The sequence below is a fragment of the Janthinobacterium sp. genome (assembly GCF_009923995.1).
GTDB lineage: Bacteria > Pseudomonadota > Gammaproteobacteria > Burkholderiales > Burkholderiaceae_D > Janthinobacterium.
On sequence record NZ_RFSK01000051.1, the window covers coordinates 1 to 26,631 of the forward strand.

Consider the following 26,631-nt stretch of genomic DNA (forward strand, 5'->3'; position numbering starts at 1 on the left):
CTGCGCCACGCACCAGGACCTGAAGCTGCTGGCGGAACAGGGGCGTTTCCGCGAAGACCTGTTCTACCGCCTCAGCGAAATCGTCCTGCGCATCCCGCCGCTGCGCGAGCGGGCCGGCGACGCCGCCCTGCTGGCCCAGCATTTCAAGAACAAGTTCTGCGCCAGCGAAGGACGGGGCGCCCTGCATTTCAGCGCCGGCGCGCTGCAGCTGATCGAGGCGTACGGCTGGCCCGGCAATGTGCGCGAGGTGGAAAACTGCATCAAGCGGGCCGTCATCATGTGCGACGGCCCGCAGATCGCGGCCGACGACCTGGGCTTGCCCGCCAGCGCCCAGGCGGTGCCCGCGGATGAACCGCTGAACCTGCGCCAGGCGCGCGACGCGGCCGAATACAAGGTCATGGTGCGCGCCCTGGCGCGGGCCGACGGCAATATCGCCAGGGCCGCCGAACTGCTGGGCGTGAGCCGGCCCACCCTGTACGACCTGATGGGCCATCACGGCATCAAGTAGGCGCGCGGGGGACGGCGCGCATTGATATGGATTAAATATCAAGATTGTGTATGGCGGCGCACATACGCTGGCGCCGCCGCGGCGCATCCTAGCCTCATCCACACCGAGGAGGCGCCATGAATGCGATCAGTTTATTGATGAAGGACCACAAGGCCGTCAAGGCCCTGTTTGCCCAGTACGAAGGCTTGAGCGACCGCTCCTTTGCGACCAAGAAAAAGCTGGCCGACCAGATCTGCCAGGAACTCACCGTGCACACGCAGCTGGAGGAAGAAATCTTCTATCCGGCCGTGCGCCGTCCCATCCACGATGGCGACCTGATGGACGAAGCCGTCGTCGAGCACGCCAGCGCCAAGGAACTCATCGCCCAGATCGCAGCGATGGACCCGGCCGACGACCTGTATGACGCCAAGGTCAAGGTGCTGTCCGAGCAGATCGAGCACCACGTCAAGGAAGAGGAAAACGATATGTTTCCCAAGGTGCGCCACACGGCCGTCGACCTCGACGCGCTGGGCCAGGAGATGGCGGCGCGCAAGGAGCAGCTGATGGGCGCACCTGCCTGAGCACTGCATAAAACCAATTACCAACCAAGGGAGTATTCCATGCAAGCTACACAATTGTCCGTTTCGGACCTGAACAATCCGGGCGTTTCCTGGGGCGCCGTGCTGGCGGGCGCCGCCGCGGCGGCCGCCCTGTCCTTCATCCTGCTGATCCTCGGCGTGGGCCTGGGCCTGTCGTCCGTGTCGCCATGGTCGTTCAACGCGACGGCCATCGGCGTGTCCACCATCGCCTGGCTGGCCTTCATGCAGCTGGCCGCGTCCGGCATCGGCGGCTACATGGCGGGCCGCCTGCGCGTGAAATGGAGCGCCATCCATACGGATGAAGTGCATTTCCGCGATACGGCGCACGGTTTGCTGGCCTGGGCCGTCGCGACCCTGGTCACCGTGGCCCTGCTGGCGGGCGGCACGCGCGCCGTGCTGAGCGGCGCCATCGATGCGGGCAGCGGCGTGGCGGCGGCGGTCAGCCCGGTGGCGGCGGCCGGTGCCGGTGCGGCCGGCGCCAAGGCGGGCGAGGGCAGCAGTGCCAATCCGCTCGACTATTTCTCCGACATGCTGCTGCGCGCCGCCCCGGCGCCTGCCGCTGCCGGCACGCCAGCCGTCACGGACTCCGGCGTGACGGTCGCCGACCAGCGCGTCGAGATCGGCAAGATCTTTGCCACGGGCCTGTCCACCGGCAGCCTGAGCGCCGATGACCGCGCCTACCTGGGCCAGCTCGTGGCCAAGCGCACGGGCCTGACCCAGGCGGAAGCGGAAGCGCGCGTCGACGCCGTGTATGGCCGCGCCGCCAAGGCCGCCGCCGATGCCAAGGCTGCCGCCCAGCAAGCTGCTGAAACGGCGCGCAAGGCGGGCGCCCATACGGCCCTGTGGATGTTCGTGGCCCTGCTGCTGGGCGCCTTCGTGGCCAGCCTGGCGGCAACGTTTGGCGGCCGCCAGCGCGACCATGAGCGCGTGCTGCGCCACGTCACCATTTAATCATCCCCCCATCATTCAAGGAGTCTGCCATGCGTTCCATCCTCTTGCTGCTGCTGGGCATCCCGTTGCCCATCGTGATCCTGATCGCCCTGTTCGTGCGTTAAGCGGGCAAGCGTAAAAAAAAACCGGCGTCCGCTGCAAGGCGGGGCCGGTTTTTTTGTGTGTAAGCGGGCGCATGTGTAAGATAGCGCATCTTTTCTCTGAATCCCGCCATGAACTTGACCGCCATCCGCCCCTTGCTGAAAAGCACTGTCATCGCCGCCGCTGCCTGCGCCGTGCTGGCTTCGTGCTCCACCCTGATCGGCCCGCGCGACGTGAACGTGTCGCTCGCCAAGATGCAGCAAGGCCTGGAGCGCCGCTTTCCCATCGACAAGCGCGTGCTGTCCGTGCTGGACGTCAAGCTGACGCATCCGCAACTGTCGCTGCAGCCCGAACGCGAGCGCGTCGCCCTCAGCATCGATGCCAGCGTCGCACCGCCCTTCATCCGCCAGAACTGGCGCGGCAACCTGGCCATGTCCGGCCGCCTCGTGCTCGATCCCCAGCGCAACGCCGTCTACCTGAGCGAAGCGAGCGTGGACAAGGTCAGCATCGACGGCATGGATGAGTCGCAGCAGCGCCAGTTCGCCAAGGTGGCCAGCCTCGTGGCCGACCAGCTCATGCATGAAACACCCATCTACACCTTCAAGCCGGAAGAACTGCGCTACGCGGGCGTGCAATTCGTGCCGACGCAGATCCGCACCACGGGCAGCGGCTTGACGGTGACGTTCGAGCCGGTGAAATAGGCTGCGCCAGTCAGGGTGCGGGCGCAGCGACCAGCCTGGTCTTGCTGTTGCACGGCGTCGTCTGTTCATGGAGCATGTCGGCCAGCTAGCCGCACGGAGCGTCCGCGCCGATATCTTCCGAGATGATGAAATCAGAAAGACAGGATTCAACTCGACTACAATTATTTCAAGCATGCCGCCAGCGATGCCCCTGCAACGCCCGGCTCGCTGGTGGATACGGCGTAACAGCAGGGGACGAATTTCGCGACGGACTTGTTCAAGATGCCAGGCCTAGTTTCGACAGCGTGATGGTATCCAAGATAGGCTCCTGTTCGAAACTCGTAGAAACCGATATGGCAGCATGACCGTAAACACGACACAGCTGTTAGCGTTTCACCTGCTCAACCTGATGCTTGCAGCCATATGCTTTAAGTCACGAGATCGCGCAGGCCATGCTGCCTGTAAACTGGTGCCTTACATCGCGTCAAACTGGCTACGACTATTGTTGTTTGCTGCGCTGATGCATCACCCGGTGTGCAATGCTGTGCAAAAAAATAATCGGTCAGCAGGCTATTGATGATATTGTATTGATAAATACTGATGGATTGCGGTTTTATTAAATTGATATTTATCGCTTCTGCTTTTCATCGAAAAATATTTTGTTTGATATGATAAATCAGCAAGGGAGTGAAAATGAGATTGAAGTGGGTTGTTGCGTTATCGGCATCTCTGCCTTTTTTGTGTGGCACTGCATTTGCAGGTGGGCCGAACTTGAATATAAAATATTATGGCTATGATTGGCTGGATTTCTATCAGAATGATCAGCCATCTTATAGCGCGGTGGATGCCTTAAATATCATTTCCACCACTGGATTCAGTACTACAAACTTGAATGTGGTACATACGGTGAAGAATCTCAATTCCTCCGCATGTTCAGGCGGTAAATGTGCCGTTTCTATCAGTGCTGGATCAGGTGTGCCTGGCGAGTCTCCCGTACTTGATATCTGTCCTGGTGCAGTTAATAGTATTCAATGTCAGTCGATGGGGTCATGGTCCAATATCTGGAGCATCGCATTCAATATAGGCACTTCATCAAATTTGCCTTCGGCAATATATTTTATTGATGAGCCATTTGGAAATCCTGCATTGCAATCGAGCCAAACTTATGTGCAGTACCAATACGCAAGTTATGTATGTACGCTTCGACAAGCAATGAAGGCGTACGGGCTTAGCATACCGATTTATACTGTATTGTCTTATGGGCAATCAAAGGAGGTTGCTTATATAAAAGAAATTCAAAACGGTGCGCCGATTTCAGCCTGTCCTGCGACTGACAAGAGCAGCCCTGATTGGGTAGGTATCGATAATTATAACTGGTCTGTGGCGGATATGTGGGCATCGTATAACCGCGTCGCTCCGATAGGTAATATCAGTGGTCAAAAATGGGTATTGGTGCCACCATCTACTCCGTATGGAATGACAGATCAACAATTGCATGATCAGATTCAATTATATTGGGATTTTATTAATATCCATAAGAATTCGCCAGTGATTTATATTATGAACTGGAGATTTGATGTTGCGGTTACGCTTAATCGCAATAATTATCCTAAATCGGCTGGTTTGTTGTCATTCATGGCCAATACGATCGTCTCGGAATAAATATTATTCAAGTGATTTTATTTTTTCAAAAAGACGACCATTGCGGCAGTAAGAAAGAAATAATGCAGTGACGTGGGCAGGCGCTGATCACGCTCCGGGGGGAGGGGACGCTTGCTTGTAGCACGACTCACCTCCGACTTCTTTCCTGCCGTTTTTTGAGTGCCAATACGGGGCAAGGCGCTGGCGCGGTACTAATTCGAATTCTGCTGCAGAACAGGGTCGGGACAGGCCGATAATTTCGCTGACAGGCCCGTTGAAGCGTTTGCCAGCCTGACGTCGGCCGGCAAATGTTTCAATGCTGCGAAATTGCGTACGCATTCTTCACTGCAAAGGCGCGAAACGTCGTGTCAAATCTCATTGTTTTGCGCGCTGGTAGACCATTTGGCGCATGGACGTGGCTGAATCAGCGTAGCGATCGGAATTTTTAATTCTTCTCCCTGGCATGATTCAAGGTGTACCTGGGCAGTTCCAGCGTCACGTCCTGCGTACTCAGGCGCGCCTGGCACGCCAGGCGTGACCGGGGCTGCAAGCCCCAGGCCTGGTCGAGCATGTCTTCCTCATAATCGCCCAGGCCGCTGAGCGAGCCGAAACCCTGCACCACGATCACGTGGCAGGTGGAGCAGGCGCCCACCTGGCCGCAGGCGTGTTCCATTTCAATCTGATGCTGCAGCAATGCGTCGCACAGGCTGGTGGCCTCGGGCGCGTCGAATACGGCGCCGTCGGGCGCCAGGTCGGGGTGGGGCAGTACGGTGATGGTGGGCATGTGATCCTCTCCTTGAAGAGCATCACCTTGGACCTTCCCGTGGGGACAAGGTCAAGCTCCGGCTGGCGCCGGCCGTGTTTCACGCGCCGGCAGGGGGAATGCAGCTATCGATGTGTTCGAGCAGGCGCAGCAGCATGCGCTTGTGCGCCAGGTTGTTCATCCTGCTGCTCAGGATCACGTCGCCCGGCAGCGCCGCCAGGGCGCGCGTGGCGGCCGCATACGCCGCATGCAGCTGCGCCGGCTCCAGCCCCGGCAGGGCCGCGGCGATGCCTTCGCGCGTGAAATCGTAGGCGTCGAAGCCGCAGCAGTCGGCCACGCACTCGGTTTCCAGGCGCTCCAGCAGGGGCCACAGGCCGGCCATGTGGGCGTCGATGTCGACGGCTTGCGCATAGCGCCCGGCGATGTCGATGTTTTCGATCCAGGCATCCTCGCCTATCCGGATATCGTATTTGTGGTCGCGTTCCGTCATGTGTCCTTATCCGCAAGTGCAGTGCCTGTCCGGCACAGGCGCCATCGTACCGCAAGCGGGGCGGCGCCCGGCACACAATGTGGCGGGGCATGAAAAAACCGCCCGGAGGCGGTTTTTTTACGGGCGCTGCGGCTGCCGCCTATTTCTTGTCAGGCAAGGCGTAAGCGAGCACGTAGTCGCCGCGGTCCGGCGACTGGCGCGCGCCGCCGGCGCTGACGACGATGTACTGCTTGCCCGTCTTCGGCGATACATAGGTCATGGGGCCGGACTGGCTGCCCACGGGCAGGCGCTGCTTCCAGATTTCCTTGCCGGTGGCGCTGTCGAAGGCGCGCAGGTAGAAATCCTGCGTGCCGGCAAAGAACAGCAGGCCCGATTGCGTCGACATCGACGCGCCCAGGGTCGGCATGCCGATCGGGATCGGCATTTTCATGCGGATGCCCATCGGCCCCGTGTCCTGCACCGTGCCGACGGGCACTTGCCAGACGAGCTTGCGGGTTTTCAGGTCGATGGCCGACATGGTGCCGAAGGGTGGTTTCTGGCAAGGAATGCCCGCTTTCGAGAGGAAACGTTCGCGCATGGCGCCAAATGGCGTGCCTTCCTGCGGCACGACGCCCATCTCGATGCCGCTGGCGCCTTTCGGAATGGCGGCGCGGGGAATCATGTAGTTGGCCAGGCCCAGGCGCATGTCGTTGACGAACATGTAATTGGTGGTCGGGTCGACGGAGACGCTGCCCCAGTTCATGCCGCCCAGCGAGCCGGGGAATTGCAGCGAACGGTCCAGGCCCGGCGGCGTGTACACGCCTTCGTGGCGCATGCCCTTGAATTCGATGCGGCACAGCAGCTGGTCAAAGACCGTGCCGCCCCACATGTCGGACTCGTGCAGGGTGGCATTGCCGATCGACGGCATGCCGACGGAAAACGGCTGCGTGGGCGAATAGCGCTCGCCGGGCACGTTGCCTTGCGGCACGGGACGCTCTTCCACGGGGGCGATGGGCTGGCCCGTGACCCGGTTGATGAGGAAGATCTCGCCCTGTTTCGTCACCTGCGCCAGCGCGGGCAGGGTGCCGCCCTTGCCGTCAGGAATATCGTACAGCAGCGGCTGGGCCGGCAGGTCGAAGTCCCACAGGTCGTGGTGGGTGGTCTGGAAGGTCCAGCGCACCTGGCCCGTTTTCGCGTTGACGGCGACGATGGACGAGCTGTACTTGTCGTCGAGCGCCGTGCGCGTGCCGCCGAAGAAGTCGGGCGTCGCATTGCCGGTCGGCAGGTAGATGGTTTCCAGCTGGGCGTCATACGACATGGCCGACCACACGTTCGGCGTGCCGCGCGTGTAGGTTTCGCCCGGCGGCGGCAGTTTCGTGATGGCCGGATTGCCCGGGTCCCAGGCCCAGGCCAGTTCGCCCGTGCGCACGTCGTACGCGCGCACGACGCCGGGCGGCTCGCCCGTGGAGAAATTGTCGGCCACGCGGCCGCCGACGACGACCAGGTCGCCCGCGATCAGCGGCGTCGACGTTTGCTGGTAGTAGCCGGGCTTGACTTCGCCCATGCCCACCTTCAGGTCGACGATGCCGCGGTCGCCGAAATCGGCGCACGGCTGGCCCGTGGCCGCGTCGAGCGCGATCAGGCGCGCATCGATGGTGGGCAGGAAGATGCGCTTGCGGCAGGCGGCCGGCGCGGCGCCGGCGGACGCCGTGGCGGGCAGCGATTGCGCGGCGGGCGCTTCATGGTAGCCCAGGCCGCGGCAGCGCTGCCAGTTCGGCGCGGAACCTTGCGGGTCGTACTTCCACCGCTCGGCGCCCGTGTCCGCGTCCAGGGCCAGCACCTTGCCGTAGGCCGTGCAGACGTACAGGGTGTCGCCCACCTGCAGCGGGGTGTTCTGGTCTTCCGCGCCGGAGCCATTGCTTTGCGGCACGTCGCCCGTGTGCGCCGTCCAGGCCAGGGTCAGCTGGCCGACGTTGCCCTTGTTGATCTGGTCCAGGGCGGCGAAGCGGTTGCCGGCGGTGGTATTGCCCCAGTGCAGCCAGTTTTTCTGTTCCTTGCCGGGCGCGACGGGCGTCACGCCCGCCACCACGTCCGCCTCGATGACGGACTTGGGCAGGAAGAAATTGACGCCCGTGACGGCCAGGCAGACGGCGATCAGGCCCGCCAGCGCGTGCGCACCCTTGCCAGCAGGCAAGCCGGCGGCGCGGCGCATGCCAGGATAGGCGAGCGCCACCAGCAGGGCCAGTACGCCGAAGACGAACAGGCGCGACACGAGGGGCCAGAAGTTCCAGCCCGCGTCGATGGGTGCCCAGATCAGGGCGACGATGAAGGCGGCGCCGAACAGCAGGGCGCCGGCCGGCTTGCTGCGCCAGACGAGCACGCCCGATGCCAGGGTGGCTATGCCCATCGGCAAGTAAAACCAGCTGCCGCCCAGGTAAGCGAGGCAGGCGCCGCCGATGGCGAGGAAGAAGCCGGATGCCATGAGCAGCAGGGCCGGCAGGTAGCGCAGCGGCGACGCGGCGGCTGCAGGTGGGGATGAACTGTTGGGGTTCACGATGATTCCTTTTGTGTTGTTGAGCGGGCGGCCAGGTGCTGCCCGCTGGTGCTGGCCATGGTGCTAACTCAGCAAGAGTCGCCAGCCGCGCCGGGCGTGGCGCGGCCGGAGCAGGCCGGGTGCGGCGGGCGGCATGGCCATGTCGGCTGGACACAATCTAGCGCAATCGGACCGGCCCCGGCGCACGCCGGCCCGTCCGTCAGCCCGAACCGGGCGTGGCGCTCTTGCTGTCGAGATTGGCGATGATGCGGCTGAGCATGGACAGCAAGGCGCGTTCTTCCTCGGCGCTGAAACCGGCGAGGGCGGCGCGGTTGCTGGCATGAATGGCCTCCTTGATCAGGGACGATTGCTGCAGGGCGGCCGGGGTAAGGCCGAACAGGCTGCTGCGCCCATCGCCGGGGTCCGCCTGGCGGCTGACCAGGCCGTCACGTTCCATGCGGGCCAGGGTGGCCGCCATGGTCGGCTGCTCGACGGCAGCGGCGGCTGTCAATGCTTTCTGCGTCAGCAGCGCGCCGTTGGCCAGTTCGTAGAACACGGGCAACTGGCCGGGCGCCATGCCGACGGGCTTGAGCTTGCGCTCGATGACCCTGGCAAAGAGGCGTGCCGCCCGGCTGGTCATGTGGCCGGCGGACTGCGCTTTCTGGAAGTCGATCATGGGAAGCTTTCGGCGAAAACAATATAGCATGCTATCATAATTTGATCATGTATAGCAGGCTATGTATTTTTCATCCGGCCCGTAAACGCAAAAAAACCGCCCGCAGGCGGTTTTTTCATGCCGGAAGCTGGCACTAAATGAAATAGATCAAGGCGATGATGCCCACCACCAGCGCCACGCGCGTGACCTGGTAAGCCGTCTTGTTCCACGCCTTGAAGCGGCGGCGGTACTGGCCCATGGTCCAGGAAATCTGGAACAGCTTGCTCACGCCGCCCACCTGGTCGCCCAGTTCGTTGGGCGAGGCGGCGGCCGTCATCAGGGTGCGGCCCAGCCAGCGGTTCAGGGCCTGCGCCCAGCGGTAGCGCATGGGGCGCTCGATGTCGCAGAACAGGATGATGCGGTCGCTGTCGGCGTCGTTGCGGGCCCAGTGGATATACGTTTCGTCGAACATCACGGCCTGGCCGTCGCGCCAGCTGTGGCGTTCGCCATCGACGTCGATGAAGCAGCGGTCGTCGTTCGGCGTCTGCAAGCCCAGGTGGTAGCGCAGGGAACCGGCGAACGGGTCGCGGTGCGGGTTGAGCTTGCCGCCTTGCGGCAGTTCCGCGAACATGGCCGCCTTGATCGAGGGAATCGATTGCAGCAGGGCATAGGTCTGCGGGCACATCTGCTGCGCCGACGGGTGATTCGCGTCATACCATTTCAGGTAGAAACGCTTCCAGCCATACTTGAAGAAGGAATTGAAGCCCACGTCATTGTTCTTCTCGGCCGCCTTGATCTTTTTCATTTCCTGCATGCGCAGCGCTTCATCGCGGATGACCTGCCAGTTCTGCTGCAGCGGCGCCAGTTCCGGGAATTGCTCGACGGACAGATATGGCGTGGCCGGCACCTTGGAAAAGGTGTGCATGAACAGGTTCAGCGGCGACATGAACGAGGAGTGATCGAAGATCTGGCGGCGGAACGGCAGGCGCACCTTGCCCCGAAAATGAATATGTAAGACGGAAAACACAAAAATGCCCAGCAAGGCCCACTTCATACCTAACCCCGATTGTAAAGAATGCGGCAATTATAACCAGTTAATGACATGGCCTCCTGCACCTGGGTGAAGGAATCATGAAGCGGCGCGCAGGGCTACAATACCTCACTTTCACCACTGACGAGGGATAAGTATGGAAATCTGGCACGCACCGCTCGACCTGGCCACGCTCAACGCCGCCAGCGAAGGCACGGCCATGCGCCACCTGGGCATCGCCTTCACGGCCTTCGGGCCGGACTGGATCGAGGCAAGCATGCCCGTCGACCACCGCACCATGCAGCCGTTCAAGCTGCTGCATGGGGGCGCCTCCGTGCTGCTGGCCGAGACCCTGGGCAGCATGGCGGCGAATGCCTGCCTCGACAGCCGCCGGCAGGTGAGCGTGGGCCAGGAAATCAATGCCAACCACGTGCGCGGCGTGCGCGGCGGCCACGTCACGGGCCGCGCCACGCCCATCCACCGTGGCCGCACCAGCCAGGTATGGGAAATCCGCATCGTCGACGAGCAGGGCAGGCTGTGCTGCATTTCGCGCATCACCATGGCCGTCATCGATGCGCCCGGCGCAGGCGGCGATGGTACTTCTTGACTTGGGTCAAGGCATCCGAAGTGAACGCGTGGAATCATCCAGAACGCTGTTCGCTTATAATTCAGTGTGCTCATGAGCCGCGCGGAACTTCCGCGCGCGTCCACATTGCCCCGAAATAGAAGCTGACTGCCCAAAAAACGCCAGTTAGATGCCCGGCCTGCGCCATGCAGGACTGGCAAGACGACGGCGAGCAGACCGCCGGTCCCGCTGGACCGGCAAACAATCAACTTTACACAGGGCAATAACAACAATGAAGTCATTCAATCGCCTGACGATAGGCGCACGCCTGAGCGCAGGCTTTGCCGCGCTGGTCCTCCTGATGCTGGTGCTGGCCGCCTTTGCGCTGCTGCGCATGGGCGCCATCGCCGGCGCCATGGAGGCGCAGGAAAAAGTCCAGCTGGAAAAACTCGAACCGCTGTACGTGGCGCGCGAAGCGCTGGACCAGACGGGCCTGGCGGCGCGCAACGCCTACATCTTCCATGACCAGGCCGCCGCCGCGAAGGAGCTGGATATCCTCGACAGCCAGAAGGCGCTGTACCTGGACGCGCTGGCCCGCCTGGCGCCCAGGTTCGCCGGCGATGCCATGTTCGACAAGGTCAGCAAGGGCTTGCAGGCCATGGCGCTGGAACTGCAGCGTCCGCGCCAGTTCCGCGCGGCGGGACAGATGGAGCAGTACGGCACCTTCCTCGTCGACGAGTGCAGCCCCCTGCGGCGGCAGATCGTCGCCGATATCGATGCCGTGCTCAAATCCGTGCAGCGGGAGTCGGAACAGGCGAGTGCGGATGCGCGCGCCATCCACGCCCAGTCGCTGCGATGGATCGGCGTGCTGGCCGCGCTGAGCATACTGGTGTGCATCTTCGTCGCCACCTTCATCACGCGGGGCCTGCTGCGCCAGCTGGGCGGCGAACCGGCGTACGCGGCCGCCATCGCGGGCCGCATCGCGCAGGGCGAACTGGCCATCGACGTGCACACGCGCGACGGCGACGACAGCAGTTTATTGTTTGCCATCAAGACCATGCGCGACAACCTGGCCGCCATCGTCGGCAAGGTGCGCCACGGTACGGAAAGCATCGCCACGGCGTCCACGGAAATCGCCTCGGGCAACCGCGACCTGTCGCAGCGCACGGAGCAGCAGGCCGGTTCGCTGGAAGAGGTGGCCTCGTCGATGGAAGAACTGATTTCCGCCGTGCGCCAGAATGCGGACAACGCGCAGCAGGCCAACCGCCTGGCGCGCGAGGCGTCGCACGTGTCGGAGCAGGGCGGCAAGGCCGTGGCCGAAGTGGTGCATACCATGGGCCTGATCAATGCCTCCTCGAACAAGATCGTCGACATCATCGGCGTGATCGACAGCATCGCCTTCCAGACGAATATCCTGGCCCTGAACGCGGCCGTGGAAGCGGCGCGCGCGGGCGAGCAGGGACGCGGCTTCGCCGTCGTGGCCACGGAAGTGCGCAGCCTGGCGCAGCGCTCCAGCGCCGCCGCCCGTGAAATCAAGGCGCTGATCGACGATTCCGTCAGCAAGGTGGGCACGGGCACCGTGCTCGTCGAGCAGGCGGGCGCCACCATGCACGACGTGGTGGCCGGCATCGGCCGCGTGACGGGCATCATGGCCGAGATCAGCCATGCCACGCAGGAGCAGGGCGCCGGCATCGAGCAGGTCAACCGCGCCATCGTCGACATGGACCGGGTGACCCAGCAGAACGCGGCCCTGGTGGAACAGGCGGCGGCCGCCGCGCACGAGCTGCAGCAGCAGGCGGCGCAGCTGGAGCAGGAAGTGGGCATCTTCAAGCTGGCCAGGCCGGCCAGCGGCCCCCTGCGCCTGGCGGCCTGACGCGGGGCAGGCACGGGGCACGCGACACGCCGCGTGCCGGGTGTGCTTTTACGCGCTACAATGAAAGCTGGACCACCGCCAGGACTTTCCATGCAAGTGCGCAGCAGCCACGATATGTCCAGCCCGGACGATGCCGACAAGCCGGCGCCGCCCGTGCTGCAGCAAGCCCTGGCCGGCCTGGGCTGGGGACTGCTGACCTGTCTGCTGTGCTTTATCATCCTGTACCTCACCAAATGGCTGCTGCCGCCCGAATACTGGGGCGCGCATACGGGCCTGGCCAAATTCAAGCGCGAAGTGTCGCTGCCCATGCTGGTCTTCTGGGTGGTCATCTATTCTCCCATCCTGGAAACCTTCCTCGGCCAGCTGCTGCCGCTGGAAATCCTCAAGCGCCTGGGCGCGGGCCGCCGCCTGAGCATCTTTGTCGGCGCCGTCCTGTGGGGCATCGTGCATTACATCAGCGGCGGCTTGCTGCATGCCATCGTCGCGCTGGGTTCCGGCGCCATGTTCAGCCTAGTCTACCTGCGCTGCCGGGGACCGGGCGTGGCCGCCGCCTACACGACGACGGCGTTTTCCCGCGCCTGCAACAACATCGCCATCCTCGTGGCCGTGTTCTACGGCTTCGACGCCTGAGCCGGTCGGCTTCTCGTCCCCGTTCTCAATCAAGACAGTAGCAGTCGCGCCAGCGCCCCGCCAGCGCACTGCCCATTCCCGCCTTGTTCGTTTGATGCGCGGCCATGCCGCCTGGGCGCTCAGGCGCGTCCTTCATGACATTTGCATGACAAATAACAGTGTTTCCCTTCCTTGAACGTCAGTATCAGGCGCATCGGACGCGGCGGATCAACCCGCTTCGTCCATGCGCCGAAAGTGCCTGAGCCTTGACGGTGCACGCCGCGGTGCCCGCTCATGCTGCAGGGGCTTTTGCCTGGCATGCCGGCCTGCGCCGGCATATTCCATCTTGGTTTGAAGTTTAACGACAGGAAACGGCAACATGACTGAAAAAATTGCATCCGACACCAGCGTCTCCGCCATCGATGCTTACCTGAACAGCGCCGCGCTGGCGGCCCCGCAGCGCTTTGTCGGCACGGCGAACGCCGATGTCCTCACGGGCACCACGGGCGCCGACGTGCTCGAAGGCCTGGCCGGCGACGACACGTATTACGTCAACCACAGCGGCGACGTGATCGTCGAGCTGGCCAACGGCGGCACGGATACCGTGTACACCAGCGTCGACTACGCGGTGCCGGACAATGTCGAGAACGTGCGCCTGACGGCCGCCGGCCTGACGGTGACGGGCAGCGCCAACACCAATAATGTCTTTCACGTCAGTGTGGCCGGCGGCAACCGGATCGATGGCGGCGGCACCGGCAACTCGGTCAACTACGTAGCTTCCGACAGGGGCGTGACGGCGACGCTGCTGGGGGCGAATGACCCGCTGGCGGCGCCTGCGGGCAGCGACGTGCTGGTCAACCTGATGAGCATGGTTGGCAGCAAATTCGACGACGTCCTGACCGGCAATGAACTCAAGAATGCTCTCATCGGCGGCTTCGGCAACGATACCTTGCGTGGAGGCAAGGGCGACGATACCCTGGCCGGCATGCAGGGCGACGACACGTATATCTTTGCCCGTGGCGATGGCGCCGACGTCATCGTCGAGACGGAAGAAGCCGGCAGCCACAACATCGTCTCCTTCCTGGCCGGCATCGGCGCCGACCAGCTGTGGTTCCGCCAGGTGGGCGCGAACCTGGAAGTGAGCACCATCGGCACGACGGACAAGGTCACCATCAATGCCTGGTTCTCCGGCACGGGGCCGCGCATCGAACAGTTCCGCACGGCCGATGGCCGCGTGCTGCTGGGCAGTGACGTGCAAAAGCTTGTGCAGGCGATGGCGGGCCTGGCCCTGCCGCCGCTGGGACAGCTGACCCTGCCTGCCGGCACGGCGGCCGCCCTGGCACCGGCGCTGGCGCAGAACTGGCGCACGGAAGGCCCGGGCCAGCCCAGCAATGGCAGCTTCACCGGCACGGCGAACGCGGACATCATCAAGGGCACGGCGGGCGCCGACGTGATGATCGGCCTGGCTGGCGACGACATCTATTATGTCAACCACAGCGGCGACCTCGTGGTTGAACAGGCGGGCGGCGGACGCGACACTGTCTACGTCAGCGCCAATTACACGGTGGCCGCGCATGTCGAGGAGGTGCATGTCAGCGCATCGGGCCTGACGGTCACCGGCAGCAGTAACGACCAGCGTTTCCATGTCGACGTCAGCGGCGGCAACCTGCTGCTGGGCGCCGGACTCGACAATGTCGCCACCTATGCCGGCGCCAAAACGGGCGCCGTGGCCACGCTGTACTCCATCAACGGCACGCCCACGGCGGCCCCCGGCAGCGACGTGCTCGTCAATTTCAGCAGCGTGGAAGGCAGCGCCTATGACGACGTGCTGTCAGGCAACGAGCGGGCCAACACCCTGTCCGGCGGCCTCGGCAACGATACCTTGCAAGGCGGCAAGGGCGACGACGTGCTGACCGGCGGCCTGGGCGATGATATCTATGTCTTTGGCCGCGGCGACGGCGACGACCTCGTACTCGAAGCCTCCGCCGATGCCGGTTACGATGCCATCGCTTTCCTCGCCGGCGTCAACATCGACCAGCTGTGGTTCCGCCAGGTGGGCAATGACCTGGAGGTGAGCACCATCGGCACCACCGACAAGATCACCATCCGCGCCTGGAACGGGGCCGTGCCGAATATCGAGGAATTCCGCACGGCCGCCGGCCACATCCTGCGCGGCGCCGACGTGCAGCTGCTGGTGCAGGCGATGGCGAACCTGACGCCGCCGCCGCTGGGCCAGCTGACCCTGCCTGCCGGCACGGCTGCCATCCTGGCGCCCGTGCTGGCCCAGGCCTGGCACTTCAACGGTCCCACGCAGCCGACGGGGCAAACCTTCACCGGCACGGCGAATGCCGATATCATCACAGGCTCCGCGGGCGCCGACCTGATGGAAGGCCTGGGCGGCGACGACACGTATTACGTCAACCACAGCGGCGACTTCATCGTCGAACGGGGCAATGGCGGCACCGACACCGTGTACACCAGCGTCGACTACACGGTGGCCGACAATGTCGAACGCGTGCGCCTCAACGGCCCGGGCCTGACGGTGACGGGCAGCGCCTACACGAATAACGTCTTTTTCGTCGAGACCCCTGGCGGCAATGTGCTCGATGGCGCCGGCGAGGGCAACGCCGTCAATTACGCCGGCGCCAGCACGGGCGTGACGGCCGTTTTCGCGCCTGTCGGCACGCCGCTGGCAGCGCGCGCGGGCGTCGACGTACTGGCCAACTTCAATGCCGTGGTCGGCAGCAAGTTCGATGATGTGCTGACCGGCAACGAGCTGAAGAATATCCTGGTGGGCGCCCTGGGCAACGATACCCTGCAAGGCGGCAAGGGCGACGACATCCTGTCCGGCGCCCTGGGCAACGACACCTACATCTTTGCCCGCGGCGACGGCGTTGACGTGATCAATGAGGTCAACGAGGCGGGCAGCCACGACGTGGTGGCCTTCCTGGCCGGCGTCAGCGCCGAGCAGCTGTGGTTCCGCCAGGTGGGCACGAATCTGGAGGTGAGCACCATCGGCACCACGGACAAGATCAGCATCACAGGCTGGTATGCGGCCACGGGGGCGAGCATCGAGGAATTCCGCATGGCCGATGGCCGCGTGCTGCTGGGCAGCAATGTGCAAAAGCTGGTGCAGGCGATGGCGGGCCTGACGCCGCCGCCCCTGGGCCAGCTGACCTTGCCTGCCGGCACGGCCGCCACCCTGGCGCCCGTGCTGGCGCAGAACTGGCGCGCCGGCCAGACGTTCGGCGCCGCCAGCCAGGCGGCCAGCGGCAGTTGGCAAGCCGATCCGTCGCAGCTGGTGCAAGCCATGGCCGGCTTTGCCGTGCCGGCGTCGGCGTCGGCGCCGTGGTCGGCCCATGGCGGCCAAGTCGCGCAGATCCAGCTGGCGGCAGCGCATTAATCCCGTATTAATTCCTTGAGCAACTAGATCCACCCGCACGCAGCCAGCCCGATACTTTCGTCGCGGCCTGGCTGCGTCATTGAATTTTTGACATGATCCGATGACCGCACTCCCATACAGCAACGATCCGCCGCCCCTTGACAAAACGCCGCCCGACACGGGCTTGCAGTCGCTGCTGCTGATGGCCAGCCTGCATGGCATCGCCGCCGATGGCGCCCAGCTCAGGCACGCTTTCGGCCAGGCCGTGTTCACGCGGCAAACCATCGTGCTGGCCGCCCGCCAGCTGGGCTTGACGGCCAGGCTGGTGCGCCAGCCTCCTGAACGGCTGGCGCAGGCGCCGCTGCCGGCCATCGCCATCACCGCCGACGGGCGCTTCTTTATTCTTGGCAAGGTCGAGACGGGCGATGGCGGCGTCAGCAAGGTGCTGATCCAGCATCCGGGCCAGCCGCCGCAGATACTGGGCCGCGATGTCTTTCTCGCCGCCTGGTCGGGCGAAATGATCTTTTTCACCAGCAAGGCCAGTTTCGCGGGCGAGACGGCCCGCTTCGACTTCAGCTGGTTCATCCCCGCCGTCGTCAAGTACCGCCGGCTGCTGGGCGAAGTACTGCTGATTTCCTGCGTGCTGCAGCTGATCGGCCTGGTCACGCCCCTGTTTTTCCAGGTGGTAATGGACAAGGTGCTGGTCAACCACGCCATGCAAACCCTGCACGTGGTGGCCATCGGCCTGGTCTGCGCCATCGTCTTCGAAGCCGTGCTCAGCCTCATCCGCACCTATGTTTTCGCGCGCACCAGCAGCAAGATCGACGTGGAGCTGGGCGCGCGCCTGTTCCGCCACCTGCTGGCCCTGCCGATCGCGTATTTCCAGGCGCGCCGGGTGGGCGATTCCGTGGCGCGCATCCACGAGCTGGAAAACATCCGCTCTTTTCTCACCGGCAATGCCATGACCCTCGTGCTGGACTTGCTGTTTTCCTTCATCTTCATCGCCGCCATGCTGTGGTACAGCGCCGCGCTCAGCGTCGTCGTGCTGGCCTCGATTCCCGTCTACGCGGCCCTGTCGATGCTGCTCACGCCCGTGCTGCGGGGCCGCCTGAACGAGAAATTCAACCGCAGCGCGGAAAACCAGTCTTTCCTGGTCGAAACCATCAGCGGCGTCGACACGGTCAAGGCCATGGCCGTGGAGCCGCGCTGGCAGCAGCAATGGGAAAAGCAGCTGGCCGGCTACGTGTCGGCGGGCTTGTCGGCGAATAACATCGGCATGCTGGCCAGCGGCGGCGTCACGCTCGTCAGCAAACTGGTGACGGCAGCCATCATGTGGTGGGGCGCCACCCTCGTCATCGACGGCAGGATGACGGTGGGCGAACTGGTGGCGTTCAACATGCTGGCCGGGCAGGTGGCCTCGCCCATCCTGCGCCTGGCGCAGCTGTGGAATGATTTCCAGCAAGTGGGCATTTCCATGAGCCGGCTGGGCGATATCCTCAACGCGCGGACGGAACCGGGCAGCCATGGCGGGGGCAGCCAGAAGGCGCGCCTGCCGCGCATCGCCGGCGCCATCGACTTCCAGCAAGTGGGCTTCCGCTACCGGCCCGACGCGGCCGAGGTGCTGCGCGATGTGTCGGTGGCCATCGCGCCCGGCGAAGTGATCGGCATCGTCGGGCGTTCCGGTTCCGGCAAGAGCACCCTGACGCGGCTGGCGCAGCGCCTGTACATCCCCGAGCGGGGCAAGGTGCTGATCGACGGGCAGGACATCGCCGTCATCGACACGGCGTCGCTGCGGCGCCAGATCGGTGTGGTGCTGCAGGAAAATATCCTCTTCAACCGCTCCGTGCGCGACAACATCGCCCTCAGCGACCCGGCGCTGCCCATCGACGCCGTCATCGCCGTGGCGAAACTGGCGGGCGCCCACGACTTTATTTGCGAATTACCGGAAGGCTACGACACCATGGTGGGCGAGCATGGCACGGGCCTGTCGGGCGGCCAGCGCCAGCGCATCGCCATCGCCCGCGCCCTCATCGGCAATCCGCGCATCCTGATCTTTGACGAGGCGACCAGCGCACTCGATTATGAATCGGAAAAAACCATCCAGGACAATATGCGCGGCATTTGCGCGGGACGCACCGTGCTGATCATCGCCCACCGCCTGTCGGCCGTGCGCGAGGCGCACCGCATCGTCGTCATGGAACGGGGCCAGGTGGCCGAGATCGGCAGCCATGCGGCGCTGCTGGCGTTGCCGGGCGGTATCTACGCCCACCTGCACGGCCTGCAGCAGGGCAGCAGCGGGAGCGCGGCATGAGCGCCGGCCACCGCCTGGCGGCCTACGCCGACTTGTTCAAACGCTATGCCGCAGTGCTGCGGCACAGCTGGCGCCACCGCGCCGCCATGAGCGGACCCGTGCTCAGCGAAGACGAAGCGGCCTTCCTGCCGGCCGCGCTGGCGCTGCAGGAGCGGCCCGTGTCGCCCACCTTGCGCGTCACGGCGCGCGTGCTGATGCTGCTGGTCGCTTGCGTGCTGCTGTGGGCCATCTTCGGCCGGGTCGACATCATCGTCAATGCGGCCGGCAAGATCATCCCGTCGGGCAACAGCAAGACCATCGCTTCCGTCGACGTGGCGGCCGTGCGCGCCCTGCATGTGCGCGAAGGGCAGGCCGTCAAGGCGGGCGAGCTGCTCGTGGAGCTGGACAGCCGCGGCCCCGATGCCGAGCGTGACAGGGCTGCCGGCGACGCCGTGGCGGCCGCGCTGCAAGTGGCCCGTTCGCGCGCGCTGATCGGCGCCGTCGACTCCCTGGCCATGCCGAAGCTGGTGGCGCCGCCCGCCGCCTCCGCCGCCCAGCGGGAAGAGGCGCAGGGCCACCTGGATGGCCAGTATGCCGCTTTCCGCACCCGGCTTGCCCACATCGACGGGGAAATCGCCCGCTATGCGCAGGCGCTGCCGCTGGCGGCGCAGCGGGCCGCCGACTACCGGGCCCTGGCCGACACGCGCGACGTGGCCGAACATGCCTGGCTGGAAAAGGAACAGGCGCGCATCGACCTGGCTGGCCAGCTGGCATCGGCCCGCAGCGAGCGCGCCGCCCTGCTGGCGCAGACGCGCAAGGATGCCTACGATGCGCTGGCGGAAGGCGCGCGGGTGGCGGCCGCCAGCGGCCAGGACGCGCGCCGCGCCGGTGCCCGCGGCAGCCTGCTGCGCCTGACGGCGCCCGTCGACGGCACGGTGCAGCAGCTCAAGCTGCACACGGTGGGCGGCGTGGTGCCGGCCGCGCAGGCGCTGATGCAGATCGTGCCGCGCCAGGGCCGGCTGGAAATCGACGCCGTGCTGGAAAACCGCGACGTCGGTTTCGTGCAGGAAGGGCAGGCGGTCGCCATCAAGGTCGACGCCTTCGACTTCACGAAATACGGCACTGTGCCCGCCGTCGTCAGCAGCGTCTCGCGCGATGCCGTCGAGGATGACAAGAAAGGCCTCGTGTATGCCGTCAGGATCACGCTGCGCCAGCCGGCCATCGTCATCGACGGCAGAGTGGTGCAGCTGTCGGCCGGCATGGCCGTGCGCGCGGAAATCCGCACGGGCACGAGGCGGGTGATCGAATACGTGCTCTCGCCGCTGGTGCAGCACCAGAAGGAGGCGCTGCATGAACGCTAGCGCTCGCGCCGCCGTGTTCAGCGCCGGCTTGCTGCTGTGCGCGCTGCCGGCGCACGCCGGCTGGCGCGACGATCCCCTGCGCGCGCAGCCGCGCTTGCCCGATGGCGGCCGCCTGCTGCCGGGCGACAGCGTCGCCGCCCCATGCCCGCCGTCGTACGACGCAGCCATGCCCCTGAGCCTGCCGGCGGCCATCGACCTGGCCTTGTGCCACAACGCGCAGGTGCGCGGCGCCTGGGCCGGCATCCAGCTGCAGGCGGCCGGCCTGGGCGAAGCGAGGGCCGCCTACCTGCCGACCCTGAATGTGGGCCTGAGCCGCGTGCACGACCGCACGGCCTATCCGGGCGCCGCCAGCGCTTCCAGCAGCTTGAACAGCAATACGGGCTCGGTGAGCTTTTCCTGGCGGCTGTTCGACTTCGGCGGCCGCGCGGCGGGCCAGCGCGGCGCCACGGCGCTGCTGGACGCGGCCCTGGCCAACCGCGACGCGGTGCTGCAAAAGACCCTGGCGGCGGCCGTCGGCGCGTATTTTGACGCGCAAACGGCGCAAGCGACTGCGCGGATGCGGCGGGAATACCAGGCGCTGGCGCAGGACACGGTGGCGGCGACGCGGCGCCGCGCGCAGCGGGGACTGGGCTCGCACAGCGACACCCTGCAGGCGGAAAGCGCGCTGGCCAAGGCGGCGCTCGGCGCCAGCCGCGCCGGCGGCGAAGACGACAAGGCGCGCGCGGTCCTCATTTATATCCTGGGCTTGCCGGCCGGCGCCGGCGTGACCGTGGGGGACGACGCGGATGCGCCGGCGTCCGGCCTGCGCGAGGACTTGCAGGCCTGGCTGGCGCAGGCGCAGGTCCGCCATCCCGCCATCGTGGCGGCGCAGGCGCAGGTGGCGGCGGCACGCGAACGGGTGGCCGTGGCCCGCTCGGAGGGCCGTCCCAGCATGGACCTGACGGCCAATTTCTACCAGAACGGCCGCCCGAACCAGGGCTTGTCGCCCGCGTCGACACGCGAAACCCTGGTCGGCGTGTCGCTGAACATTCCCCTGTTCGACGGCTACGCGCGCGGCTACAAGGTGCGCGGCGCGCAGGCGCAGGTGGCGCAAAAGGAGGCCGAGGCGCAGGAAACGCAGCAGCAGACCCTGATGGAGCTGGTGAAAGCGCACGCGGAAGCGGACATGGCGCTGGCCAACCTGGCGGCCTCGCGCACCTGGCTGGACGCGGCGCAGGAGGCGCAGGCCAGCGTGCAGCGCAAGTTCGGCCTGGGCGCGGCGGACATCCTGGAAATGCTGGCCACGCAGTCGGCGCTGCTGGAAGCGCAGCAGGAGCGCATCCGCTGCCAGGGGGAGTGGCGCGCGGCCCGCCTGCGGCTGCTGGCCAGCGCCGGCGTGCTGGGACGGGAGGCGATTGCAGGGCGGTAACTGGCGCAATCCGCGCGCCACGGCGCTGCAAAAGTGACTATATTAAGGCGTCTGATCCACACCGACCAAGGGAGACATCATGCACAGCATCCAGAAGATTACCCCGTGTTTATGGTTCAACGGCCACGCCGAGGCGGCGGCCCTGTTTTATACGGGGATTTTCCCCAATTCGAAAGTCGGCCAGATCCTGCGCTACGGCGAGGAAGGCCGGGAAATCCACGGCCAGGAGCCGGGCAGCGTGCTGACGGTGGCGTTCGAGCTGGACGGCCAGACCTTCACGGGCCTGAACGGCGGCCCCCTGTTCCAGTTTTCCGAAGCCATCTCCTTCCAGGTCAATTGCGAGACGCAGGACGAGGTCGACCATTACTGGACCCAGCTGTCCGAAGGCGGGCCGCTGGAGGCGCAGCAGTGCGGCTGGCTCAAGGACCAGTTCGGGGTGTCGTGGCAAATCGTGCCCACCATCATGATCAAGCTGCTGACGGACCCCGACCCCGCCAAGGCGCAGCGCGTGATGCAAGCCATGATGGGCATGAAAAAGATCGACATCGACGCCATCAAGCGCGCCTACGCGGGCTAGCCTGGCGCGCGGGGCAGGGCGCGGGGCGCACGCCAGCCGTGCGCCCTGTCCAAGATGGCCGGCATTTGTTATAGTCCCAGCCATCTTTCCATCCCCCAACAGACCCTGCCCATGACTACCAGCACCATTCCTACCGGCACCATCGCGCCGCGCACTTTCGGCACGCCCCTGTCTTCCACCGCCATCAAGGTCATGCTGCTCGGCTCCGGCGAACTGGGCAAGGAAGTGATCATTTCGCTGCAGCGCCTGGGCGTGGAAGTGATCGCCGTCGACCGTTACCCGAACGCGCCGGGCCACCCCGTGGCGCACCGCTCGCACGTGATCGACATGAGCGACGGCGTGGCCCTGGCCGCCCTGATCGACCTGGAAAAGCCGGACCTGATCGTGCCCGAGATCGAAGCCATCGCCACCGATACCCTGGCCGCGCTGGAAGCGGCGGGGCAGGTCACCTGCATCCCCAACGCGCGCGCCGCCGTGCTGACCATGAACCGCGAAGGCATCCGCACCCTGGCCGCCGAGACCCTGGGCGTGGCGACGTCGCCCTACCGCTTCGCCAGCAGCCTGCAGGAATTGCAGCTGGCGTGCCAGGAGATCGGCTTCCCCTGCGTCGTGAAACCCGTCATGTCCTCCTCGGGCAAGGGCCAGTCCAAGCTGGACGGCCCGCAGGACGTGGAAACGGCGTGGGCCTATGCGGCCAGCGGCGGCCGGGTCGACACGGGCCGCGTCATCGTCGAGGGCTTCATCGACTTCGACTACGAAATCACCTTGCTGACGGTGCGTGCCGTGGGCGCCTCGGGGCATGTCGAGACGCAGTTCTGCGAACCGATCGGCCACCTGCAGGTGCAGGGCGACTACGTGGAATCGTGGCAGCCGGCCCGCATGGCGCCGCTGGCGCTCGAGCGCGCGCGCGACATCGCCCGCAAGGTGACGGACGACCTGGGCGGCCTGGGCCTGTTCGGCGTGGAGCTGTTCGTCAAGGACGACATGGTGTGGTTCTCGGAAGTGAGTCCCCGTCCGCACGACACGGGCATGGTCACCATGGCCAGCCAGGCGCAGAGCGAATTCGAACTGCACGCCAAAGCCATCCTGGGCCTGCCCGTCAACGTGGCCCTGCGCTCGCCCGCCGCCTCGGCCGTCATCTATGGCCAGGTGGAGGCGAAGGGCATCGCCTTCGAGGGCGTGGCGGAAGCCTTGAACGTGCCGGGCGCCGACCTGCGCCTGTTCGGCAAGCCGGAATCGTTCGCCCGCCGCCGCATGGGCGTGGCGCTGGCGACGGCCGACGATACCGACACGGCCCGCGCGCGCGCCGTGCTGGCCGCCTCGAAAGTCAAGCCCGTCGCCCGTTGATGGCCTCGATGGCCGATGCCGCCCTGCCGCAGGCCGACGCCGGCGGCGACGCCGTCAAGCGCAAGCTGCGCGGCCACATTGCGCGGCGCAACCTGGCGGGAGCCGCCAACGACTGCAAGTGGAACGAGCTGCTGGCCTGCATGCGCGGGCGCACGGAGTGGGTGCCCTCGTACCGCTACGGTTCCGTGTCCGGCTACGTCTCGGGCTGGGACACGGAATGGGATTACCACCCGCCGTTCCCGTTCCTGGGCGTGGAATGGTTCGACATCGGCCTGTATGCGGAAGAACACGTGGGCATGCTGCTGCCGAAGACCGTCATCGACCACGGCGTGTGGATCGTGCCGGAACTGGAACGCATCGGCTTCGATTTCGAAGTGCGCGACCGGGTGGCGCGCATCTGGGCGTATTTGCCCCGCAATTATCACGACTTTCCACCTGCTGATTGACACCCGACCAACCCTGCTGCGCGTCGCTACAGGCGGCCTGCGATGCTCACCGTACTGGAGTACGGTTGCGCTTCCTGGCCACCTCTCCCTTCCGCTCGCTACGGTTTTGTCAGGTGTCGTTAATAATAGATTGATAACATGCCTGAACACGATATTCCACAAGTGCCGCAACCGGACGACGCCGTCGTCGGCAAGGAAGCGGGCGCGCAGATGCTGGCCACGGCCTGCGCCGCGCGCGACGCCTTTTATGCCACCCTGGGAGAGGTCGACGCCGACGTGCTGGCGCCGCTCGTCAATCCCGCCTTCACGGGCGGCCCCCGCTGGCCATCGCTGCGCCAGGCCTGGCGCGTGATCCGCCGCGCCGATTCCATCCTCATCGCCAGCGACGGCCTGAGCGACCCGTTCGAGGATGACGACGACGTCTTCGTGCCGCGCGGCCACCTGCTGGAAGTGTGCATCGAAGCGCCGCTGTCCGCCTTTGACGGCGGCGCAGTACAGGCATCGTGGCTGTTCGACGTGATTTACCAGGTCAGCCAGAACGTGGCCGACCATGGCTCCATCGATTTGCTGGTGCAGCGCCACGGCAGCGTGTCGATGGCGCTGGAGGTGCAGGATGCACCCATGGGACTGGAAGATGAAAACGCACAGGTGGGCGTGCTGCTGGCCCAGGGCACGGCCACCATACCCCCCTCCCTGGCCACGCCGTATGGCGCGGTGATGCTGCTCACGGCCACCGTGCTGCAGCCGGCGGAAATGGCGCATATCGGCGAGGCCGCCGACAAGGCGCAATCGCGGCGCGACCTGGCCGCCGCGCTGGGGGCCTCACCGACGGGGCACTGGAGCGTGGCCAGCCGGCCGGCCGTCATTCCCCGCTAGTCTTTTCGCTAGTTTTTTCAGCGGGGTCGGGGGCGGATGTTGGCGGCACTGGCGGTGCCGGCGGCTCCTGCCCATCCTGCGCGTCGATGGCGGCCGGTGCCGGTTCCGGTTCGCGCCACTTGCCCGCCGCCTTCAGCTTGTTCTTCAGCCCCGGCAGGGGAAAGCCCAGGGCGTAGGCTTTTTGCGCGTGCGCGCTGGCCTTGTCGTATTCCTTCTTCTTGATATACATCAGGCCCAGGTTGTACTGGATGGTGGCCTGTTCGGGCGCCAGGCGGCTGGCCGCGTCCAGCTGTTCCAGCGCCGCCGCATCCTGGCCCATGGCCAGCAGATAGCTGCCGTACACCATGCGCGCCGTCACGTCGTGCGGGGCGTAGGCGATGGCGCGCTCGAAGAAGCAGCTGACCGTATAGCGGGCGCCGGGCGGCTGCGGGCTTTTCAGGCGCAGGCCCAGCTTGGCCATCGACGCCAGGGCACGGTGGTGGTTCGGGAAGTGTTCCAGCGTGTAGCCGATGTCGGCGCCCAGGCTGCCCGTCATGCCCTGGGCCAGGGTTTCCACGGCCCGCGAAAAATGGAATTTCTCGACCACGGACAGGCCGCCGCGGTCTTCCGCGCTCGTGTAGTCGCCGCCCGGCGTGTGCTTGACGTAGGGCGGGCAGTCGGCCGCCGCCATGGCGCTGCCGCCGCCGGCGGCCAGGGTGCAGGCGAGGATCAGGTGTTTCATGGCGTACTCCTGTGGCTGACCTGGTCCAGCAAGTCGGCCAGGGCATTGCTGCGGGCTTGCCGCGATTGCAGGGCGATGGTGGCGGGGCTGGCCAGCGGCGCGCGGCCCTGGCGCGCCAGTTCCAGGAAGCGCTGCAGGGCGCGCGCGCAGTCGCTGCTCGAGGCCAGCTGGCCGAGCGTGTCGATGCCGCAGTGGCGCAGCTTGGCCGCGCTGTCGCCGGCCAGGTCCGTCAGCGCCAGGATGGGGCGGCGGCTGCGCAGGTATTCATACAGCTTGGCGGGGATCTGCGCATTGCAGTTGGCCGCCTGCAGCAGCAGCAAGCCGTCGGCGCCCTGCATTTCCCGCAGCGCCTCGGCGTGCGGCAGCAACGGCGCCAGGCGCACCACGTCGGCGATGCCGTAGTCGGCCAGCAGGCCGGCCAGCCACGCGTCGTGGCCCGTGGCGCGCAGCACCAGCTGGAAGGTGCGCGCGTCCAGCACGCCGTCGCGGCGCAGCCGGGCCAGGGCCTGGAACAGGGGCCGGGGATCGCGTTCGGACGGGTAGACCACGCCGCTGTGCAGCAGCAGGAAGCGGCGGCGGTGGCCCTGCGGCCCCGGCAGCCCTTGCGGCGTCGGCGCAGCATCCTCGCCATCGAGTTCGTCGTCATGGCCGTTTTCGATCAGCGCAAAGCGGTCGCGCGGCAGCTGCGCCAGGCGCCGCCGGTGCGCATCCATGGCGCCCGGCGTGGTGCAGACGATGGCCGCGCTGCGCGCCGCGATGCGCTGCTCGATCCACGCGTGCATGCTGTGCAGGCGAGGGTCGGGCGGATACGGCGCCAGCGGGTCGCTGTCGTCCAGCATGGGGTCGCGCTGGTCGGCGATCCACGGCAGGCCGCTGAGTTTTTGCAGGGTCAGGGCGATCAGGTGCGCCGTGGCGATGGGATAGGTGGACCAGATGGCGTCCGGGCGGTACTGGCGGATCAGCCGCAGGCCGGCCGGCACGGCGCTGAGCCACCAGGAACTCCAGCGGTCCGGCAGCGCCAGGCAGCGGGGATAGCGCCCGGCGATGGCCAGGTGGCGCGCCGCGTCCAGCGCCAGCGTGCGGCGCACGGTGGTCTGCGCGCCGATGCGCGCCAGTTGCGAGCCGCCGTGCTGCGCGTAGGCCAGCGGGCCGGGGCTGAGCACCAGCGGCTGCCATCCGCAGTCGGGCAGGTGGCGCGCAAAGCCCAGGGTGCGCAGGATGGCGCTGCCGCCCGCCATGGGCGGGAAGTGATACGCCACCATCACCGGGCCGCGATCGACCCGGCTG

Annotated in this window: 23 protein-coding genes; 16 read left to right on the forward strand and 7 right to left on the reverse strand. The window is 65.8% G+C overall.

From position 1 onward, the window contains the following. The 5 genes from EBS11_RS21315 to EBS11_RS21335 form a co-directional block, all read left to right on the forward strand. Nucleotides 1–508, forward strand: a 508-nt coding sequence (locus EBS11_RS21315) for a helix-turn-helix domain-containing protein (RefSeq protein WP_290606151.1), incomplete at its 5' end; no start/stop codon positions are given. 116 nt (nucleotides 509–624) lie between these two features. Beyond that, on the forward strand, nucleotides 625–1,068 hold the full coding sequence (locus tag EBS11_RS21320; protein ID WP_290606153.1) for a hemerythrin domain-containing protein: 444 nt from the start codon (nucleotides 625–627) through the stop codon (nucleotides 1,066–1,068). A gap of 39 nt (nucleotides 1,069–1,107) precedes the next feature. After that, nucleotides 1,108–2,037 carry a hypothetical protein gene (locus EBS11_RS21325; RefSeq protein ID WP_290606155.1) on the forward strand — a complete coding sequence of 310 codons (930 nt, stop codon included), beginning with the start codon at nucleotides 1,108–1,110 and terminating at the stop codon, nucleotides 2,035–2,037. Between the two features lie 212 nt (nucleotides 2,038–2,249). Beyond that, nucleotides 2,250–2,819: a DUF1439 domain-containing protein gene (locus EBS11_RS21330; protein WP_290606156.1), complete on the forward strand. Its 570-nt coding sequence runs from the start codon at nucleotides 2,250–2,252 to the stop codon at nucleotides 2,817–2,819. A 672-nt stretch (nucleotides 2,820–3,491) separates the two neighbouring features. Continuing rightward, nucleotides 3,492–4,460, forward strand: a complete 969-nt coding sequence (locus EBS11_RS21335) for a hypothetical protein (RefSeq protein WP_290606161.1) — start codon at nucleotides 3,492–3,494, stop codon at nucleotides 4,458–4,460. Between the two features lie 424 nt (nucleotides 4,461–4,884). On the opposite strand, the gene fdx is transcribed toward EBS11_RS21335, so the two are convergent. From fdx to lpxO, 5 genes are all read right to left on the reverse strand, one after another. Beyond that, nucleotides 4,885–5,223: an ISC system 2Fe-2S type ferredoxin gene (gene fdx / locus EBS11_RS21340; RefSeq protein WP_290606163.1), complete on the reverse strand. Its 339-nt coding sequence runs from the start codon at nucleotides 5,221–5,223 to the stop codon at nucleotides 4,885–4,887. A 79-nt stretch (nucleotides 5,224–5,302) separates the two neighbouring features. Beyond that, complete coding sequence (locus EBS11_RS21345; RefSeq protein ID WP_290606165.1) at nucleotides 5,303–5,692, reverse strand: DUF6331 family protein; 390 nt, start codon at nucleotides 5,690–5,692, stop codon at nucleotides 5,303–5,305. A gap of 139 nt (nucleotides 5,693–5,831) precedes the next feature. Further along, entirely contained in the window at nucleotides 5,832–8,153 is a 2,322-nt protein-coding gene (locus tag EBS11_RS21350) for a glucose/quinate/shikimate family membrane-bound PQQ-dependent dehydrogenase (protein WP_290606224.1), read from the reverse strand. Between the two features lie 271 nt (nucleotides 8,154–8,424). Beyond that, complete coding sequence (locus EBS11_RS21355) at nucleotides 8,425–8,880, reverse strand: MarR family winged helix-turn-helix transcriptional regulator (protein ID WP_290606167.1); 456 nt, start codon at nucleotides 8,878–8,880, stop codon at nucleotides 8,425–8,427. A gap of 133 nt (nucleotides 8,881–9,013) precedes the next feature. Further along, nucleotides 9,014–9,913 carry a lipid A hydroxylase LpxO gene (gene lpxO, locus EBS11_RS21360; RefSeq protein ID WP_290606169.1) on the reverse strand — a complete coding sequence of 300 codons (900 nt, stop codon included), beginning with the start codon at nucleotides 9,911–9,913 and terminating at the stop codon, nucleotides 9,014–9,016. Nucleotides 9,914–10,046: 133 nt separating this feature from the next. Here lpxO and EBS11_RS21365 point away from each other — a divergent pair, with 133 nt between their 5' ends. From EBS11_RS21365 to EBS11_RS21415, 11 genes are all read left to right on the forward strand, one after another. Then, nucleotides 10,047–10,496, forward strand: a complete 450-nt coding sequence (locus EBS11_RS21365) for a hotdog fold thioesterase (RefSeq protein WP_290606171.1) — start codon at nucleotides 10,047–10,049, stop codon at nucleotides 10,494–10,496. A 250-nt stretch (nucleotides 10,497–10,746) separates the two neighbouring features. Further along, nucleotides 10,747–12,327, forward strand: coding sequence for a methyl-accepting chemotaxis protein (locus EBS11_RS21370; RefSeq protein ID WP_290606175.1), 1,581 nt, complete (start codon nucleotides 10,747–10,749; stop codon nucleotides 12,325–12,327). 90 nt (nucleotides 12,328–12,417) lie between these two features. After that, complete coding sequence (locus EBS11_RS21375) at nucleotides 12,418–12,957, forward strand: hypothetical protein (protein ID WP_290606180.1); 540 nt, start codon at nucleotides 12,418–12,420, stop codon at nucleotides 12,955–12,957. A 358-nt stretch (nucleotides 12,958–13,315) separates the two neighbouring features. Continuing rightward, the gene (locus EBS11_RS21380) at nucleotides 13,316–16,339 is read left to right on the forward strand and encodes a calcium-binding protein (protein ID WP_290606186.1); all 3,024 of its coding nucleotides are present in this window, start codon (nucleotides 13,316–13,318) and stop codon (nucleotides 16,337–16,339) included. Between the two features lie 100 nt (nucleotides 16,340–16,439). Continuing rightward, nucleotides 16,440–18,629, forward strand: a complete 2,190-nt coding sequence (locus EBS11_RS21385; RefSeq protein ID WP_290606188.1) for a type I secretion system permease/ATPase — start codon at nucleotides 16,440–16,442, stop codon at nucleotides 18,627–18,629. Next, nucleotides 18,626–19,969, forward strand: coding sequence for an HlyD family type I secretion periplasmic adaptor subunit (locus EBS11_RS21390; RefSeq protein ID WP_290606190.1), 1,344 nt, complete (start codon nucleotides 18,626–18,628; stop codon nucleotides 19,967–19,969). Before EBS11_RS21385 ends, EBS11_RS21390 begins: the two co-directional genes overlap by 4 nt. Further along, nucleotides 19,959–21,377, forward strand: coding sequence for a TolC family protein (locus tag EBS11_RS21395; protein ID WP_290606192.1), 1,419 nt, complete (start codon nucleotides 19,959–19,961; stop codon nucleotides 21,375–21,377). The genes EBS11_RS21390 and EBS11_RS21395 overlap by 11 nt, the downstream gene beginning before the upstream one ends. Before the next feature lie 76 nt (nucleotides 21,378–21,453). Beyond that, the gene (locus EBS11_RS21400; protein WP_290606226.1) at nucleotides 21,454–21,954 is read left to right on the forward strand and encodes a VOC family protein; all 501 of its coding nucleotides are present in this window, start codon (nucleotides 21,454–21,456) and stop codon (nucleotides 21,952–21,954) included. A 111-nt stretch (nucleotides 21,955–22,065) separates the two neighbouring features. Next, a complete protein-coding gene (gene purT, locus EBS11_RS21405; RefSeq protein WP_290606194.1) occupies nucleotides 22,066–23,301 on the forward strand; it encodes a formate-dependent phosphoribosylglycinamide formyltransferase in 1,236 nt (411 codons plus the stop codon). 8 nt (nucleotides 23,302–23,309) lie between these two features. Next, nucleotides 23,310–23,747, forward strand: a complete 438-nt coding sequence (locus tag EBS11_RS21410; protein WP_290606196.1) for a DUF6678 family protein — start codon at nucleotides 23,310–23,312, stop codon at nucleotides 23,745–23,747. Between the two features lie 138 nt (nucleotides 23,748–23,885). Beyond that, entirely contained in the window at nucleotides 23,886–24,623 is a 738-nt protein-coding gene (locus tag EBS11_RS21415) for a hypothetical protein (RefSeq protein WP_290606198.1), read from the forward strand. Here the strand turns inward: EBS11_RS21415 and EBS11_RS21420 are convergent. Next, nucleotides 24,610–25,344 (reverse strand): ABC transporter permease, encoded by a 735-nt coding sequence (locus EBS11_RS21420; RefSeq protein WP_290606200.1) that lies wholly within the window; start codon nucleotides 25,342–25,344, stop codon nucleotides 24,610–24,612. The two genes, EBS11_RS21415 and EBS11_RS21420, sit on opposite strands and share 14 nt — an antisense overlap. Next, nucleotides 25,341–26,606 (reverse strand): glycosyltransferase, encoded by a 1,266-nt coding sequence (locus EBS11_RS21425; RefSeq protein ID WP_290606202.1) that lies wholly within the window; start codon nucleotides 26,604–26,606, stop codon nucleotides 25,341–25,343. The genes EBS11_RS21420 and EBS11_RS21425 overlap by 4 nt, the downstream gene beginning before the upstream one ends. Nucleotides 26,607–26,631: the final 25 nt, after the last annotated feature.